This is a genomic window from Streptomyces sp. NPDC088923, from assembly GCF_044749745.1.
Taxonomy (GTDB): Bacteria; Actinomycetota; Actinomycetes; order Streptomycetales; family Streptomycetaceae; genus Streptomyces.
Genome location: NZ_JBIVIO010000001.1, coordinates 1753675 through 1769480, shown reverse-complemented (window position 1 = coordinate 1769480; position 15806 = coordinate 1753675). Strand labels below are relative to the sequence as shown.

The following is a 15806-nucleotide window of genomic DNA, read 5'->3' as shown; positions in this document are numbered from 1 at the left end:
GCCGCAGGTCGGCACAGGCTTCGAGAACAGGGGTGCGCGGGTGAGGGATCGGCTGGGGCGGTCGTTCGGCTGGCTGTGGGGCGCGTACGCGGTGAGCGCGTACGGGACCGGGTTCGGGTTCGGGGCGTTTCCCGTGCTCGCGGTGCTGGTGCTCGACGCGGGGCCCGCGCGTGTCGCGCTGCTCGCGGCGGCCGGGCGCGCGGTGGGGGCGCTGCTCGCGGTGCCGCTGGGGCCGTGGGTGGAGTTCCGGCGCAAGCGGCCGGTGATGGTCGCGGCGGATCTCGTGCGCTGCGGGGCGCTGCTGAGCGTGCCGCTCGCGTACGGGTTCGGGCTGCTCTCCTTCGGGCAGCTGCTGCTCGTGTCGGTCGTGACGGCGACGGCCGACATCGCCTTCCGCGCGGCGAGCGGCGCGTACCTGAAGTGGCTCGTGCCGCCGGACGGGCTGCTCCTCGCCAACAGTCGCTTCGAGGCGACGACGTGGAGCGCGACGGTGCTCGGTCCGCCGCTCGGCGGCGCGGCGATCGGCGTTCTCGGCCCGGTGACGACGGTGCTCGCGGACGCGGTGAGCTACCTCCTGTCCGCGCTCGGGCTGCGGGCGATCGGCGGCGGGGAGCCGGGGCCCGTACGGGGCGCCAAGGCCCCCCGTACCGTCGAACTCCTCGCGGGCTGGCGCCACTTGCTCTCGGAGCCCGCGCTGCGGCCGCTGTTCCTCAACGCTCTCGCGGTCAACGGGCTGATCATGGCGACCGAACCGCTGCTCGCCGTGCTGCTGCTCGGGCGGCTCGGCTACGCGCCGTGGGAGTACGGGCTGGCCTTCGCCGTGCCGTGTCTGGGCGGGCTGCTCGGGGCGCGCCTGGCGCGACCGCTCGCGCGGCGGTACGGGGCGCGGCGGACGCTGCGCGTGACGGGGGTGTTGCGGGTGTGCTGGCCGGTGGGGCTCGCGTTCGTGGGGCCGGGGGCCGCGGGGCTCGCGCTGGTGATGCTCGTCGAGTTCGGGCTCATCACGTGCTGCGGGATCTTCAACCCGCTCCTCGCGACGCGCCGCCTCGACCTCACCCCGCCGCACCTCGTGGCCCGCACCCTCGCGGCCTGGACGGTGAGCACGAGCACGGCGATCGCGGCGCTGACGGCGGCGTGGGGCCTGCTCGCGACCTGGACGGGTCCCCGCACCGCCCTCGGCCTCGCGGGCCTCGCGATGCTGGCGACGCCGGTACTGCTGCTGCCGGGACGGGGACGCGGGCGGGTACGGGGGGACGCGGTGGCCGCCGAGGGGTGAGGGCGCCGCTCGCGCCCGTACCCCTCGGCGACTCCCCGCCCCGCCCGCCCGTCAGTTGTCGCCGGACGGGCCGAAGAACTCGATCTCCGCGATCGCGACCTGCTTCTTCTTGGTGGCCCCGTAGGCCGAGTCGATCGTGAAGCGGACCTTCGTCACCTCGCCGACGCCGAAGGCGCGACGCTGGCCCCCGGGGCCCTGGTCGAGGACGAGTTCACGCGTCTTGGTCTTGCCGTCCTTCATGGTGATCGTGGCGGTGACGCGGTGCGGGAGGGCCGATTCCCTGATGCGGTTGGACTTCGTGGAGACGCCCGGGGTGATGATCAGGTCGAGGAGACGGGTCGGCTCGTCGAAACGGGCCTCGATCCACTCGCCGTTGCCCGATTCCGAGACCCCGGGCCCCCACCACGTGTTGCTGAGGCCGTCGAAGGCGAGGTCCGGCTTGTGGCCGGGGAAGTAACGCGAGGCGGCGAAGGTGTCCGGGGTGACGAGGGACCGCTTCGAGAAGTGGTCGCGCGTCGCCTGCACCCCGGCCGGCGCCTTCATGCCGAGGAAGACCACGAGCCCGATGACGACGACGGCGACGATCCAGCGCAGCACCCGGTCGAAGGTGCGGCGCAGGCGCGGGCGTTCTCCCGCCCACGGGACCGCGTTGCGGCGGCCGTCGAGGATGCGGCGCCACCACGGCAGCCGGGCCTCGTCCTCCTCCTCGGCGCGCGCGAGCGGCATGGCGCAGCGGGCGCAGTGGTGCCGGTCCGGGCGGTTCGGGGTGCCGCACCAGGGGCACGGCGGCCCGCCGACGGCGCCGGTCTCGGGCCCGGGGGCGCGGACCGCGGGCCGGTCGGCGACCGGCCGGCCCGGCAGGACCGGGGCGACGGAGGGCGTCACGGGGGTCGGGTGCTCCTCGTCGGCGACGGGCACGAGGAGGTTGCGGGCCCGCGCGTGCGTCTCCGGGCCGGGGCCCTGCGGGAGCGGGGCGGAGGGGAGGGGGCCCGAGGAGAGCGGTGTGCTGGGTGTCGGGGCCTCGGGGGCGGCGAGCGGGGTGTGGGGCGTCGGGGCCTCGGAGTCCGCCGGCGGGGTGTGGGGGGCCTCCGGGCTCGCGGGAGCGGCGTGCGCGTTTGGGGCCGGGCTCCCGGCCGCGTGCCCGCGGGCCCACACCCCGGTCCCCGTCGCCCCGCCGGACGGCTCCAGTTCCTCGGCGCCTATCTGGCGCCCCTGCGCCCCGGCTCTCGCGGGCCACGGGACCTGCTCGACATGGCCGGTGGGGGTACGGGGCTGGTCACCGGAGCCGGGGACGCCCGCTCCCGTACCACCGCCGGGGGAACCCGCGCCGCCGGTCGCCTCCGCGCGCGGCCGCTCCATCCGCACCCCGCGCGAGCGCGGCACCCCGGCACCGTGGCCGGCGTCGCCCGCCGCCGCCCCCTCCGAAACAGCCCCACCGGACGTGCCCCCACCGGAGGAGGCGCCACCGCTGGAACCCCCGCCGGAGGCACCCCCGCCGAAGGCACCCTCACCGGAAGCGCCCCCACTGGAAGCGCCCCCGCCGGACGCACTCCCGCCGGACGCGCCCCCGTCCTTCCAGCGCAGCACAGCCCCGCAGCCGTCGCAGAACGACTGGCCTGGCTCCGCGCGCGTTCCGCACTCGGCGCAGTTCTGGGTCGTCGTCATGTCCGAGGAGTCCTTTCGGCCGTGGTCACCTTGACCGTGTACGGCATGTGCGCGGGGCGGGCCGCCGCGACGAGGGCGCTGAGGCGATGCGTGTCGGTGGGTTTCGGGTCCGCGAGGCGGAGAGTCACGTGCAGGTGGGGACGGCGTTCGCCGGGGAAGGCGCCGAGCGGGCGGGCGCTCCAGTCGGCGCCCCCGCTCTCGCTGATCTCCGGTTCCGCGCCGAAGGCGAGCCGTACCGCTTCGGCGAGCCCGTGCCGGGTGCCCCGGACCCGGTGCAGGCGTGCCGCGGCGGCCACGGCGTGCCGCAGCCTCGCCTCCGCCTCCGCGTCCTCCGGCGCGTCGCCGTCGGTCTCGGCGCCGACCCACTCCGCGAGCCAGCGCGTGAAGTCGACGGGCGCGAGCGCGGGATCGAAGTAGGCGGGCAGGCAGTCGAGGACGTTGAGGATCGGGGCGAGGACTTCGTCGAGCCCGCCGACGAAGCGTTGCGCGAGGTCGTCGTCGGCGAAGACGGCGGGCAGCATGGCGCCGAGCGGCGCGGACGAGCCGAGCCCGTCGATCGAACCTCTCACCGCTCCCCCATCAACTCATAGTCTGCCATCAGGAATTGCCCCCGATCACACGGACCCGGTGGTCGTAGGAGAAGACGAGCGCGGGCTCGCGGAGGTCGATGCGGTCGGTGGCCTCGCCGCGCTTGCCGGTGAGCGGGTCGGCGGGGTGGAGGGTGACCTCGTCGACGAGTTCGACGCCCGGCACGCGCTGGAGCACCGCGAAGACCTCCCCGGCCTGCACGGGCCGCCCGAAGGGCCAGCCCTTGGCGTCCGCGCCGCCGGTGAGCGGGTCGAGGTGCCGGTAGAGGGCGTCGTGCGCCTCGCGCCGTACGCGGTCGGTGTCCACGCCCCGGAAGGCGTGCACCGTCGCGACGACCGTCACGCCCTGGTAGTAGGGCGGCCCGACCGCGATGCGCGTGCCGATGAGGCGCCGCTCGTCGAGGTGCCGCGTGATGCGCCGGAGCAGGGCGTCGCCCGGGACCAGTTGCTCGAAGCGGAGCCGCCCTCCCGGGTCGGGCACCGCCTGCGGGACGACGAGGACCCGTACCGCGTAGGCCCCGTGCTCGTTCTCCTCGCCCTCCAGGCACGTGATGCGCGCCGTCTCGGGCGCGGCGCGGCGGGCGAGTTCCTCGTAGTCGCGCAGGGTCACGGCGCGTTCCTGGGCGCGCAGCGTGATGGGTGCGCGGACCTTCGCCTCCTGGACGGTCTCACCGTCCACGCCGCCGCGCGCGGCCTCGCGGTTGACGACCTCGGAGACGTACGGGACCGAGGTGCGCAGGACGCGGACGGCGCCGCGCGCCACGTTGCCCGCGCGCCCGCCGCCGATGCGGTAGCGGCGGGCGCGGATGACCGCGCCCTTGGGGGCGACGGCCCCGTACTGCCGCAGGGTCCCGTCCGGTTCGCGTACGGAGGGGCCGAAGGCGAGCTCGCCGGTCGTGGCGTCGACGGTGATGTGCCGGTCCTCGGGGCCCGAGGCGGCGAAGTGCGGGACGACGTGCCAGTCCTGCCAGCCGTCCTGCTCGGCGGTCTGGAGCAGGAGCGGCGGGTTGTCGCCGACGACGGGGGCGTGGGCGAGGCGCAGGCGCTGGCCCGGGAGGCCGGTGGACTCGCCGAGTGCCTCGTCGGTGACGGTGTCGGCGTGCACGGCGGGCACGGTGCCGCCGACGGTGCAGGCGGCGGCGGAGCGCACGGTCGGGGACGTCGTGTAGAACGGCTGGTTGGTGAGCGGCTCGGTGACGCGGCAGCGCAGCCAGCCGCCCGGCTGTCCGCCCGAGCGCGAGACGACGTGCCCGCCGGGTATGTGCAGCACGACGTCCCCGGGACGGTTGAGACCGCCGGTCCCGTCCTCGTCGACCTCGCACTCCTGCCAGCCGTCCTCCGTCCACGCCTCCCACACGAGCGGGGGCTGCCGGGGGTCGACGCCGACGCCGTCGACGCGGCTGTCGAGTTCGAGCGCGACGACGCAGTGCGGCACGGCGGCGGTGAGGCCGAAGAGCATCGCGTCGCCCGGGCGCGGGGACTCGGCGAAGCAGAGGACGTCCTTCTCCTCGGCGAGGTCGGTGGTGCGGTCGCTGAAGGAGGCGCCCTGGCGCTGCGTGACGAGGTGGCCGAGCGCGCAGGGCACGACGGCGAGGTCCCGTTCGGTCGCGAAGACGACGGCTTCCTCGCTCTCGGTGCGCTGGGTGGCGACCTCGGTGCCCTCGGGCAGGCGGACGGTGTCCTCCTGCGGCGCGGAGAGCCGGAAGGTGACGTCGGTACGGGCGGCGGCGGGCGGGAAGAGGGTGATGCCGACGAGGTCGAGGAAGGCCAGGTGGTTCTTCTCGGGGACGCGGTTGAGCCGGTAGACGACCTGGTCGGCCATGTGGGCCACGGTCTCGACGAGCGTCACGCCGGGGTCCGAGACGTTGTGGTCGGTCCACTCGGGGGCGCGCTGCTGGATGTAGCGCTTGGCGTCGTCCACGAACTGCTGGAAGCGGCGGTCGTCGAGGTGGGGCGAGGGCAGAGCCATCAGTGGTCGCTTTCGGGGGAGGCGCCGGGCGTGCCCGGTTCCTCGTGGGAGGGGATGACGTAGAAGGGGAAGACGAGGCTGCGCGGGTTGTTGGTGCCGCGGATCGAGTAGCGCACGTCGATGTAGAGGATGTTCTGCTCGGCCCCGGCGGTGACGTCGACCTCGTGGACCTCGATCCGGGGCTCCCAGCGGTCGAGGCTCGCGTACACCTCGTGCTGGATGCGTCCCGCCGTCGCCTCGTTGACGGGGGCGAAGACGAGGTCGTGGATCGCGCAGCCGAACTCGGGGCGCATGGGCCGCTCGCCGGGCGCGGTGGCGAGGACGAGCCGGATGGCCTCCTCGACCTCGCGCTCGCCGCTGACGAGCGCGATGCCCCCGGTGGGGCTGATGCGCAGCGGGAAGGCCCAGCCGGAACCGACGAATTGTTCAGCCATGGAGGACGCACCTGCTCTCGTCGTGGGGTGTCGGGCGTGCGGGGAAGGGGGGCCGGTGGCTCACGGGATCGGGTACGGCTTCCCGTTGACCATGACGATCCCCTGGACGAGCAGCGAGGCGGCCCGCAGTCCGAGGTTGGCGGTGGCGTTGACCTGGAGGGTGCCCAGGGAGCTGAGCGTGGCCACGCCCTTGGAGCTGAGACTGAGCGCGGGTCCGCCGTCCACGTTGAGCGCGGTCAGGCTGCTGACGCTCACCGGCCCCTTCCCGTTGATGCTCAGCGGTCCGCCGCTGCTGATGCTCAGTCTGCCCTTGGCGCTGAGCGAGAGATTGGTACCGGCGTCCACGGAGACCGATTTGCTCCCCTTGATCTTCACCGCGCCCCGGCTGTCGACGGTGATCTCGGTCTGCGCGCGGTCGAGGTTGACGACGAGTTTCCCGTCCCCGCTCGTCAGGCGCACGCCCTGTTTGCCGCCGGTGCGCTGGCTGAGCAGGTCGAGTCTGTTGCCCGTGCGGTCGGAGAGGGTGTGGCGGGCGGCCTTCTGCCGCGCCCCGTCGTGCAGGGGCACGTCACTCACCTTCGTCGGTTTGTCCTTGCCGTTGTAGAGGCCGCCGAGGACGTACGGGTGGTCGAGTGCGCCCCGGTCGAAGCCGACGAGGACCTCGTCGCCCACGTCGAGCGGGAAGATCGAGCCGCCGCGTACGCCGCCCCACTGCGTGACGCGGGTCCAGTCGCTGACGTACGCGTCGTCGAGCCAGGGGAAGCGCAGCTTGACGCGGCCCTGCTTGAGCGGGTCCTGCGCGTCGGTGACGAGCGCGTTGACGACCCCCGGCAGCGCGAGCCCCTGCCGGTCGCCGCCGCCCCCGCCGGAGGCGAGCCCGTAGAGCGAGCGCCACTGCCTGCCGCTGACGGTGACCCACGCCTCGTAGTGCTTGCCGTCGCCGAAGACGTGCCGTACCGAGGTCGCGGTGTACTTGCCCTCGAAGGGGGCGCCCACGTCGGCGAGCGCGACGGGAAGTCCCGGGCGCAGCTTGGGTGTTCCGCGTACCACGACCTCCAGTTCGGCGAAGGAGGAGGTGACGTCGTCGGCGAGCGCGTCGGCGGCGTGCTTGACCTCGGCCTGGCGGTCGTAGGGGACCTGCGCGTCGACGAGCTTGGCGCTCTTGAACTTCCCCGCGGCCTTGCCGGGCGTCGTGCCGATGCCGATGGCGGGGTTGCTCTTGGCGGGAGCGGTGGCGGTGAGTTCCTTCTTCGTCGTGACGTCCCAGCCGCGCGCCTGGACGGTGGCGACCTGTTCGGCGGCGGTGACGGAGGTGCGCAGGCGCAGGATGTCGGTGCCGGCTTCGAGGACGTACGGGCTCTTGTCGCCGGGTGTGCTGACGGGCGGCGCGCCCGAGGCGGGGTCGGGCTTGACGAATTGCAGCTTGCCCTTGGCGTCGACGGACATGACCATCTCGTTCTCGTCGGCGAGACGGGCGAGGAAGTCCCAGTCGGTGACGTTGGCCTGGCTGAGGAACTCGTAGACGGTACGGGTCGATTCGACGCGGCCGATCGGCACGCCGTCGAGTCCGGCGAGCTTGCGCACGATGTCGGAGGCGGACTGGTTGCGGTACGCGGCGACGCGGCGCTGGCGCAGCAGGCGGTGCCCGGCGTCGTAGCCGCGGACGACGGTGAAGGACCCTGTGCCGTCGTAATCGGCCTCCAGCCCCGTCACCTCGCCCGTGAGCAGCGGCTCGGAGGCGCCCTTGCCGTCGGCGACGGGCGCGATGACGACGGGCGTGCCGAAGTCGGCGCCGAGCTTGCCGAGGACCTTGTGGTACGGGTCGCGGAAGGTCAGCCGGAACGCGGCGGGGACGCCGACGCCCTGGTCTACCCAGCCGTCGACGAGCAGCGGCGCGATGTCGCGGGGCAGCGGGGCGCCGCCGATCGTGACGTGGAGGACGGCGGAGTGGGCGGGGCGGGTCATCAGGCACGCACCTCCTCGGCGGCGGGCAGGACGAGTTCGGTGCCGCTGGAGAGCCGGGAGGGGTCGTCGATGTCGTTGGCCTCGGCGATGGCGCGCCAGGCCGCGGTGTTCCCGTACTCGTTCCAGGCGAGCGACTGGAGCGAGTCGCCCGCGACGACGCGGTGCACGCGGCGCGCGGTGAGCGCCCCCGAGGTGGGGTTCTGGCCCTCGGTGGAGCCGGGTATCTCGTGCAGGGTCACCCGGCAGGTGGCGCGGATGGGCACGCCGGTCGTGCCGAAGAGGGAGTACGAGACGTCGACGGCGGCGACGTAGGCGATGAACCGGGCCGTCGAGAAGGAGCCCCACTGGAAGACGACCCAGGGCGGCGAGGGCCGCTTCGCGGCGATGCTCTTGCTCGTCACCTCGCAGCAGTCGAGCAGCGACTCGACCTTGCGCAGCACGGTGTTCGAACCGGGCTCGTCGGAGGTGTCGAGGAAGATCTCGACGGTCATCTCGCGCGGCTCCGGGCCCATGAACTCCGGCGTCGCGCCGTCGCGCACGGCGGCGGTCGCGGTCGCCTTCCACACGGTGCGGCGCTGGAGCTGGAGCCCCGTGGGGTTGAAGTCGAAGTCGAACGTCTTCATGAGCCCGCCGGGCGAGGTGCCGTCGCCCACGGGCGGCTCGTGGATGGCGAGACTGGCGCGGACGAGACTCTTCCCGGCGCCGCTGCTGGAAGCCATGACGTGTGTCCCCTCAGTCCGTTCAGTCCGTGAAGCCGTGGTGGGTGATCTCCAGGACCTCGGTGGCGACGCCTGGATTGGCCGGGTCGAGCGAGGGCCCCTGCCAGCTGACGGGCAGGACATCGATGAGCCCCCAGCGCGCCACCTCGGAGCCGTCGGCGCGGAGGGCGGCGATCTGCGCGGTGGGCCGCTTGATGCCGGTGGTCACGGAGGAGATCCACTTGGCGACCTTGGTGGTGTCGGGGGTGAGCGGCCGGGTGAGCCGGATCGTGGAGAAGGTCACGCGGGAGGGAAGCTGCCACACGAAGCCGTTGTTCCCGCCCTCCTGCCGGGTCTCGACCTCGACGGTCGACGAAAGCCCCTCGCACCCGTTGAAGTATCCGAGGCTCTCGCCGTCGATGGTGAGGGTGAAGAAGATGGTGGAACCCGGGTCGAGTTCGCGTGACATCGGGGGCCTTTCTGGGGCGGAGCGTCAGGTGCGGGACGGGGCTGCCGTCACGCGGCGGGGGCACGGGGCGGGCCGGGCGGTGGCGCCGGGGCGGAGGGGCCGGCCGGTGCGCCGTGCCCGGTGGTGCGGGGGGCGCGGGCCGGGGGACGGGGCGGGCCGGTGGTCATTGGCGGGGGTCGCGGAGTCTGCCGATGCGTTCGCGGTCGAGGCGGAGTTCGGTGCGGAGCAGGCGGGTGATCCGTCCCGTCAGGCGGTGGGTCAGCTCGTCGAGCTGGAAGTCGTTGAGCGCGCGGGGGTCGAAGGCGGCCTCGGGCACCGGAGCGGCTTCGGGGACGGGTGAGGCAGCGGAGGAGCCAGCGGGGCTCCGCTTCGCCTCCGCGCGCGGGGCCTGCGGCGGCGGTGGCGGCGCGGAGCGGCGCTGCACGGTCGGGGGCTGCGCGGTCGGGGGCTGCGCGGTCGGGGGCTGTGCGGTCGGGAGCTGCGCGGTCGAGGGGTGCGGCGGCGTGGTCGTGCGGGCGCTCGTGGGGAGTTGGGCCGCCGCACGCTGGATGGCGAGGGGGACGGGGGTCGGGGCGGGTCCCGTGGGCAGGGGCGCGGCGGGAGGTGCCGCCGGCTCCTCGGTGGCGGGTGCGCCGGCGGTGGTGCGCTGGATCGCGGGGGCGGGCTCGGCGGCGCTGGACGGTACGGGGAGCGGCCTCACCGGGCGCGGACGGGTGACCGCCGGCGGGGCACCGGTCGTCGTGGCGGGCGTCCTGCGCAGGGGGACGGGGGCCGTACGGCGTTGAACGGCGGGGGGATGCGGTGCGGAGGCGGGCGGTGCGGGGGTGCGCTGTGCGGAGGAGGGCGCGGGGGTGGGCGCGTAGGTGGGCGCGGGGGCTGGGGCGTCGCTCGCGGGCGGCTGCGGGAGTGCGGACGGGGGCTGCGTGGAGGCTTCCTCCGGGCGGGACTTCCGCGCCGGGGCGCGCTGGACGGAGGGCCCGGGCACGGTCGTGGCGGTCGGCGCGGAAGCGCCTGCCGCGTCGGGAGTACGGTCCGGCGCGCCGGGCAGGAGGCGTCGCGCGACGACGGGCACCGCCGCCGGGGCCACGGGCGCGGCGGTGCGAGGAGCGACGACGGGGCGGGGCGCTGATGCCGCCGGAGACGCCGGTGCCGCCGGGGACGGGGCGGTGCCGGACGGCGTGGCGGCACGGGACGCGGCCTCCCCGCGCGAGGAAGTCACCGTGCCGGGGGACGACACGTCGGCAGGCACGGCGGTGGTTCCAGGGCGGGCGGCCTCGCCCGGCGAGGTCTTCGCACGCGCCGCGCTCGGCGTGCCGGCTGCCGCGCGGGGAGCCGCTTCCGCACGCTGGACGGTGGCCGTACGAGGGGTGACAGCCGCCACCCGCCGCACGTGCGCTGCCCGGGGCCCGCTCGCCGCCTCCGTCGCACTTCCTCCGGCCGACGCGCTCCGGACGGGCCGCGCCACCTCTCCCGGGACGGGAGCCTCCGCACGCGGAGAGACCGAAGGGGCCTCCCCGCGGGGCGAGTTCTCCGCTCCGGAACCGGACCGCACCGTTCCGGCCGGCGGCTGCGCCGGTGCCGGTGTGCTGGTCGCGGGCGCGGGTGCCCGGGGTGCGGGCGCGGCCGGTGCCTTCGGTGGGTGCGCGCCCGGTGTCCCGAGTGCGGGCGCGGCCGGTGTCCTCGGTGCGGGCGACGGGGCCGGGCTCGGTCCGCTCGCGTCCACGGGGCGAGCCGGGAGCGGGGCGCCGAGAGCGGGACGCGCGGGCCGGGGACGCGGGGGCGTGTTCGCGGCCGACCGCTGCACGGGGCGCGAGGTCGGAGGGGTGGGGGCGGCCTGGGGAGCCGGAGCGGGCGATGGCCCCGAGGCAGCCGACGGCCCGGGAGCGGTGACGTCCCCGGAGACGCCCGGTCCGGCGGGGCGCGCCGGGCCGGTGGTCGTACGGGGCGCGTCCCCGGCAGCGGGTGGGCTCGCCGGTGACTGCGCCGAGGAACTGCCGAGCGGCGCGCCGAGTCCCGGTCGCACGCGGCGGCCGGGCGCGGGTGCCGTGACCGGCCGTTCTCCCTCGCGGGGGGCGGCAGCGGGACCCGGCGCCCCTTCCGTACGCGAAACGGTGGCACGACGCTGGACCGGCCGCTCTCCGTCGCTCGGGAGTGCGGCCGAACCGCGCGAAACCGGCCGTTCGCCCCCTTGCGGGACGGACGCCGGGCCCGGACGAGAGGCAGCCCGTTCCGCCTCACCGGACGGACCGCCACGCCTTGCTGCCACGGCACGCTGCACAGGCGCGGAGGAGGACCCGGCGGAGGATGTCACGGCGGAAGGCCCCACCGGACCGGCCCCGGCGGAGCCGCCCGCAACGGGCCCCCGTGCCGGGGCGGAGGGCGCCGAAGGCCGTACGGGCGCGGCGTCACCGGACGTCCGCGCGGGCCCGGCCACCCCGGTACCGGCCTCCCGCGCCGGAACGGACGCACCGGTCTCCCGCGCGGGGCCGGACCCGGCCTCCCGCGCGGGGCCGCCCGCACCCGTCTCCCGGACCGGTCCTGCCGCGTCCGGCCGCCGCACGGCCGCGTCCGTCGCCGGCTTCCGTCCGGGCGTGAACTCGGCGCGCCGCGGCGCGGGTTCGGGCGCGCTGGACCTCGCGCCAGGGTCCGCGCCCGGCCCCCGTACCGGAGCGGGCACACCGGGCTCCCGTACGGGCGCGCCCGGTCCCCGTAGCGGCGCGGGGCCTTCGGGGCGCGGTACGGGGCGTGCGGTCGCCCTCTGCACGGAAGGGCCCGTAGACGCCGAGGGCTGGGCGGCCGCCCGCGCGGCCGGAGGCACTGCCGGAGCCTGGGCCGCGCCCTCGGTCCGTACGGCCCCCGCCGTCGTGGGCGCCTCGGCGGTTCCCGGTCGCGTCGCCGGGGACGGAGAGGTCGGCCCGCTCGCCGGGGCGCTCCGCGCGGTCGCCCCCGAGGGCGCGTCCTGCGCGCCGCGTCCGGGTCCTGCCGTCTCGCCCGCCTTCCGGGGCGTCCCACTCGGTGACGCGGGGGCCGAGGCCGACGGTGTCGAGGCCCGGGCCGGGAGGACCCTGCGCTGGACCGGAGCCGTCGCGGAGGTGAGCCGTCCGGGGCTGGGCGCCGCAGCGGTGCTCCGCGCCACCGGGGCCGGGCTCGCCTGGCTCCGCACGGGACGGGGAGCCGGGCCGGACGTGGGGGCGGGCGCCCCGGCGGTACGCGCGGCCGCGCCCCGTACCGCTCCGGTGCGCGTCGTCCGTACCGGCCCCGTACCGGCCCGCCGGGCCGTGGGTGCCGGGGCGGGCGCGGGCGGAGCGGGGGCAGGCGGGGTCGCGGCCGGGGCGGGGAGACCCGCCGGGCCTGCCGCTCCCGCCGCCAGAAACGCCTCTTCCCCCGGGATCATCGGCAGCGCCGCCCGCTGCACCGGCGCCTGCGGCGCGGGCGTCTCGACGGGCCCCGGCGCGAAGGACCCCGCTGCCCCGTCAGCCCGTGCCGGCCCCGCGCCCGGCTCGGCCGTCCCCGGCCTGGACACGGAGAACAGCGGCAGCGCGTCCCCCGACGTGTCGAGCACCCCCGGCCCGCGCCCCGCGCCGAGTGCCGGGCTCTGCCACGTCGCGAGCCGCCCCGCGAACCCCGCGTCGGCGACCCCCGCGGGCGAGCCCCCGAGGGCACGCTGAAGCGGCGGCAGGGCACGCCACGCCACGGCGGCGACGGGCCGCGTCACGCCACCCGAATCAGCCCCGGAACCCGGGGCCGAAGCCGCGCCCGTCCCCGGGACCTCCACCCCCGAGACCTCCCCGGAAGCTCCCGCACCCTCCGCCGGGACCCCCCGGCCCCCGCGCCGTACCCGCTCCAGAAACCCCATGCGTTCAGCCCCCCGATCCCCGCGCCACCAGTCGTGCGATGTGGTCGGCGTAGCGGCGGCGGTCGTGGTGTTCGAGGTCGAGGATCTCGTCCTGGCCCCAGTGGAAGTGGTAGGCGACGTACGCGATCTCCTCGTGCAGCCGGTCGCTCGCGTACGTCACGATTCCCCCAGGCGGCTCCCGCCGAGGTCGATCTCGAAGGGCTCCGCGCAGTGCGGGCACTCGACCGCCGCGCGCGTGTGGCCTTCGGCGTTGATCTGCCGGTAGAAGTCCTGGAGGAAGGCGAGGTCGGAGGCGAACATGTTCTCCACGACCCCGTCGTGCACGAGCGGCAGCGTGCCGAGCCGGGTGATGACCCGGCCGAGGAGCACGACCGACAGGTACGCCGGGTTCTCCTGGACGCGTACGTCGCGCAGCGGGACGAGTTCGTCGCGTGCCGTCGCGAGCCGCATGACGCCCTCGCGGTGCAGCGTGCCCGCGTCGTCCACGTACCCGCGCGGAAGCTCGAAGGGGAACTCGGTCTGGAGGCGGCGGGGGGCCGGGGCGGGCGCGACGGCCGTGACCGGGCCCGTGCCCGAGGGCTCCTCCGACGCCGCGGCGGGCGGCGGGACGGGCCCGCCGCCCGCCGCCCGGGCAGCAGTGCGCCGCATTACTCGATGACCAGTTCTTCGAAGGTGATCGTCACGCTCTCGGTGAGGGCGCTGGCCTCGCCCGCCTTGACGGTGCTGGTGTCGATCTTGCTGCACCAGGCGTTGCGCATGTTGTACCGCTTGACCGGGTTGTTCTGGTAGTCCATCACCATGATCGTGGCGTTCTTGCGGGCGCTGCTCATCTCGCCGCGCACGGACTGGTTGATCCAGTCGTTGAACGCCTTGGACTGCGTCATGCCGCGCACGACGGTGGCGGTGCCGGCCTTCTGGACGCCCGGCATCTTCTTGACGACGGGGACGCCCTGCGCCGAGACCTGCTGGTACTCGATGACGTCCTGTTCCAGGCTCAGGCCGCTGACCTCGGCCAGGTACTCGACCATGACGCCGTCGATCTGGAGGCCGAAATTATGCGATGTGAGGGCATCGCCCGGCTGGAGACTCATGTGCTCGTCCTTCGCGCTGCGGTGGTACTGCCAGGGGAACTGCGGGAGGGCCCCCGGTCGCGGGGGCCCTCGGGGAAAGCGTGCGCCTACTCCTCCAGCTCGCCGCTGCCGCTGGAGAACTGCGCCAGGCGGAAGACGACGAACTCGGCGGGCTTGACGGGCGCGATGCCGATCTCGCAGATGACGCGGCCGACGTCGACGGACTCCGGCGGGTTCGTCTCCTCGTCGCACTTGACGTAGTAGGCGTCCTCGGGCTTCGCGCCGAAGAGGGCGCCCGAGCGCCACTCGTTGACGAGGAAGGCGGAGACGTTGCGCCGGATGCGGGCCCACAGCTGGTGGTCGTTGGGCTCGAAGACCACCCACTGGGTGCCGATGAGGATGGACTCCTCCAGGTAGTTGAAGTACCTGCGGATGTTGAGGTAGCGCCAGGCCGGGTCGGAGGCGAGGGTGCGCGCGCCCCAGACGCGGATGCCCCGGCCCGGGAAGGCGCGGATGCAGTTGACGCCGATGGGGTTGAGCAGGTCCTGCTCGCCGCGCGTGATCTGGAGTTCCAGGTCGACGGCGCCGCGCACGACCTCGTTGGCGGGCGCCTTGTGCACGCCGCGCTCGGAGTCGTTGCGGGCCCACACGCCGGCGATGTGACCGCTCGGCGGGACGAGGCGGGACTGGCCGCTCGCGGGGTCGAAGGACTTGATCCACGGGTAGTACAGGGCCGCGTACTTCGAGTCGTAGCCGGCGGTGTCCTGGCGCCAGACGCGGATCTGCTGGGCGTTGAGCCCGGGCGGCGGGTCGATGATGGCGACGCGGTCGCCCATCAGCTCGCAGTGCGCGATGAGGCCGAGCTGGACGGCCTTGACGGCCTCCAGGTCGATCGCGCCGCGCTGGTAGGCGGCCATGAGGTCGGGCACGGCGACCATGGAGATCTCGTCGACGGCCTCCAGGCCGCCGAAGCCGGTGCGGTCGCTGCTGTCGCCGAGGTACTGGGCGGGGCCCGGGCTCGCGACCTCGTCGCGCACGGCGGGCGCCGCGGCGGCCGGCGGGGCGGCGGGGAGGGCGAGCGACTGGTTCTCGGGGCGGGCGAGCTGCGCGGTGGGCGCGGCCTCGGTGACCGTGATGTAGCGGGAGTTCTCCTTGACCTGCGTCACGACGTAGGCGCGGTTGCCCTTCTTCGCGCTCACGTCGAAGGTCTCGACGGCCTTCTCGCCGTCCTTGACGATGAGCTTGAAGCGCTCCGCGGGGCCCTCGCCCTCGGGGTCGGAGACCTCGACGCTGAGGCGGGCCGCGGGGGTCTCGCCGCTCGCGGAGACGGAGAAGGTACCGAGCTGGCGGGGTTCCCCGGCGGTCAGCGCGGCGGGCGTACGAGACTTGACAGCGCCGCTCGCGGGCTCACCGGAGTCCGCGGCCGAGGCGCCCTGGGGGGCGCCCCCGACCCGTACGACGTAGGCGGCGGAACCGCCGTTGTTGAAGAAGCCGTAGACCGAGTGCGCCAGGTAGTAGTCCTCGGTGAACTCACCGAAGGCCGCCGTGTACTGGGTCCAGTTGGTGACGAGGGTGGGCTCGTTGAGCGGCCCGGTCGGCGCGAGTCCGACGAAGGCCGCCACCGAGGTGCCCACTCCTTCGATCGGGCGCGATCCGCTGGCCACCTCCTCGACGTAGACGCCGGGCGACAGGTACGACGGCATGCTCTGCTCTCCTCGGGGTACACGATGCTCGCTTGTCACCCTCACGCGCGCGGCGAGCCGGTCGAAACGTCCGTGGGTGCCGTGTCCGGGGCACTCCTCGTGCCCCCTGAGGCA

At 75.1% G+C, this 15806-nt stretch carries 14 protein-coding genes; 2 read left to right on the top strand and 12 right to left on the bottom strand.

Features of this window, described 5'->3' with window-relative positions; genetic code table 11:
* The first annotated feature begins 40 nt into the window (after positions 1-40).
* Positions 41-1276 carry an MFS transporter gene (locus ACIP4O_RS08010; protein WP_401572813.1) on the top strand — a complete coding sequence of 412 codons (1236 nt, stop codon included), beginning with the start codon at positions 41-43 and terminating at the stop codon, positions 1274-1276.
* 51 nt (positions 1277-1327) lie between these two features.
* On the opposite strand, the gene ACIP4O_RS08005 is transcribed toward ACIP4O_RS08010, so the two are convergent.
* From ACIP4O_RS08005 to ACIP4O_RS07970, 8 genes are all read right to left on the bottom strand, one after another.
* Positions 1328-2941 carry an NADase-type glycan-binding domain-containing protein gene (locus ACIP4O_RS08005; protein WP_401572811.1) on the bottom strand — a complete coding sequence of 538 codons (1614 nt, stop codon included), beginning with the start codon at positions 2939-2941 and terminating at the stop codon, positions 1328-1330.
* Positions 2938-3510, bottom strand: a complete 573-nt coding sequence (locus ACIP4O_RS08000; RefSeq protein WP_401572809.1) for a phage tail protein — start codon at positions 3508-3510, stop codon at positions 2938-2940. The genes ACIP4O_RS08005 and ACIP4O_RS08000 overlap by 4 nt, the downstream gene beginning before the upstream one ends.
* Before the next feature lie 28 nt (positions 3511-3538).
* Positions 3539-5497, bottom strand: a complete 1959-nt coding sequence (locus ACIP4O_RS07995) for a putative baseplate assembly protein (protein WP_401572807.1) — start codon at positions 5495-5497, stop codon at positions 3539-3541.
* Positions 5497-5931, bottom strand: a complete 435-nt coding sequence (locus ACIP4O_RS07990; protein ID WP_361322400.1) for a GPW/gp25 family protein — start codon at positions 5929-5931, stop codon at positions 5497-5499. Before ACIP4O_RS07990 ends, ACIP4O_RS07995 begins: the two co-directional genes overlap by 1 nt.
* A 60-nt stretch (positions 5932-5991) precedes the next feature.
* Positions 5992-7896 (bottom strand): VgrG-related protein, encoded by a 1905-nt coding sequence (locus ACIP4O_RS07985; RefSeq protein ID WP_401572805.1) that lies wholly within the window; start codon positions 7894-7896, stop codon positions 5992-5994.
* On the bottom strand, positions 7896-8615 hold the full coding sequence (locus tag ACIP4O_RS07980; protein ID WP_401572803.1) for a LysM peptidoglycan-binding domain-containing protein: 720 nt from the start codon (positions 8613-8615) through the stop codon (positions 7896-7898). The genes ACIP4O_RS07985 and ACIP4O_RS07980 overlap by 1 nt, the downstream gene beginning before the upstream one ends.
* A gap of 22 nt (positions 8616-8637) precedes the next feature.
* On the bottom strand, positions 8638-9063 hold the full coding sequence (locus ACIP4O_RS07975) for a phage tail protein (protein ID WP_009065102.1): 426 nt from the start codon (positions 9061-9063) through the stop codon (positions 8638-8640).
* A 163-nt stretch (positions 9064-9226) separates the two neighbouring features.
* Complete coding sequence (locus tag ACIP4O_RS07970) at positions 9227-10312, bottom strand: hypothetical protein (RefSeq protein ID WP_401572801.1); 1086 nt, start codon at positions 10310-10312, stop codon at positions 9227-9229.
* A 1342-nt stretch (positions 10313-11654) separates the two neighbouring features.
* Between ACIP4O_RS07970 and ACIP4O_RS07965 the strand changes: the two genes are divergently transcribed.
* Positions 11655-12731, top strand: coding sequence for a hypothetical protein (locus tag ACIP4O_RS07965; RefSeq protein ID WP_401572799.1), 1077 nt, complete (start codon positions 11655-11657; stop codon positions 12729-12731).
* A 192-nt stretch (positions 12732-12923) separates the two neighbouring features.
* On the opposite strand, the gene ACIP4O_RS07960 is transcribed toward ACIP4O_RS07965, so the two are convergent.
* The 4 genes from ACIP4O_RS07960 to ACIP4O_RS07945 all read right to left on the bottom strand — a co-directional run bounded on the left by ACIP4O_RS07960 (position 12924) and on the right by ACIP4O_RS07945 (position 15692).
* On the bottom strand, positions 12924-13079 hold the full coding sequence (locus ACIP4O_RS07960; protein ID WP_239096479.1) for a DUF6760 family protein: 156 nt from the start codon (positions 13077-13079) through the stop codon (positions 12924-12926).
* Positions 13076-13567 carry a hypothetical protein gene (locus tag ACIP4O_RS07955; protein ID WP_401572797.1) on the bottom strand — a complete coding sequence of 164 codons (492 nt, stop codon included), beginning with the start codon at positions 13565-13567 and terminating at the stop codon, positions 13076-13078. Before ACIP4O_RS07955 ends, ACIP4O_RS07960 begins: the two co-directional genes overlap by 4 nt.
* Positions 13567-14010, bottom strand: a complete 444-nt coding sequence (locus ACIP4O_RS07950) for a phage tail protein (RefSeq protein WP_007827253.1) — start codon at positions 14008-14010, stop codon at positions 13567-13569. The genes ACIP4O_RS07955 and ACIP4O_RS07950 overlap by 1 nt, the downstream gene beginning before the upstream one ends.
* Before the next feature lie 86 nt (positions 14011-14096).
* Positions 14097-15692, bottom strand: coding sequence for a phage tail sheath subtilisin-like domain-containing protein (locus tag ACIP4O_RS07945; protein WP_401572796.1), 1596 nt, complete (start codon positions 15690-15692; stop codon positions 14097-14099).
* Positions 15693-15806: the final 114 nt, after the last annotated feature.

Excerpts from the sequence above, each read along its gene's own strand:
- ACIP4O_RS07980 (WP_401572803.1), bottom strand. The coding sequence starts at position 8,615 with ATGGCTTCCAGCAGCGGCGCCGGGAAGAGTCTCGTCCGCGCCAGTCTC.
- ACIP4O_RS07995 (WP_401572807.1), bottom strand. The coding sequence starts at position 5,497 with ATGGCTCTGCCCTCGCCCCACCTCGACGACCGCCGCTTCCAGCAGTTC.
- ACIP4O_RS07975 (WP_009065102.1), bottom strand. The coding sequence starts at position 9,063 with ATGTCACGCGAACTCGACCCGGGTTCCACCATCTTCTTCACCCTCACC.
- ACIP4O_RS07990 (WP_361322400.1), bottom strand. The coding sequence starts at position 5,931 with ATGGCTGAACAATTCGTCGGTTCCGGCTGGGCCTTCCCGCTGCGCATC.
- ACIP4O_RS07950 (WP_007827253.1), bottom strand. The coding sequence starts at position 14,010 with ATGAGTCTCCAGCCGGGCGATGCCCTCACATCGCATAATTTCGGCCTC.
- ACIP4O_RS07985 (WP_401572805.1), bottom strand. The coding sequence starts at position 7,896 with ATGACCCGCCCCGCCCACTCCGCCGTCCTCCACGTCACGATCGGCGGC.
- ACIP4O_RS07945 (WP_401572796.1), bottom strand. The coding sequence starts at position 15,692 with ATGCCGTCGTACCTGTCGCCCGGCGTCTACGTCGAGGAGGTGGCCAGC.
- ACIP4O_RS07955 (WP_401572797.1), bottom strand. The coding sequence starts at position 13,567 with ATGCGGCGCACTGCTGCCCGGGCGGCGGGCGGCGGGCCCGTCCCGCCG.
- ACIP4O_RS08005 (WP_401572811.1), bottom strand. The coding sequence starts at position 2,941 with ATGACGACGACCCAGAACTGCGCCGAGTGCGGAACGCGCGCGGAGCCA.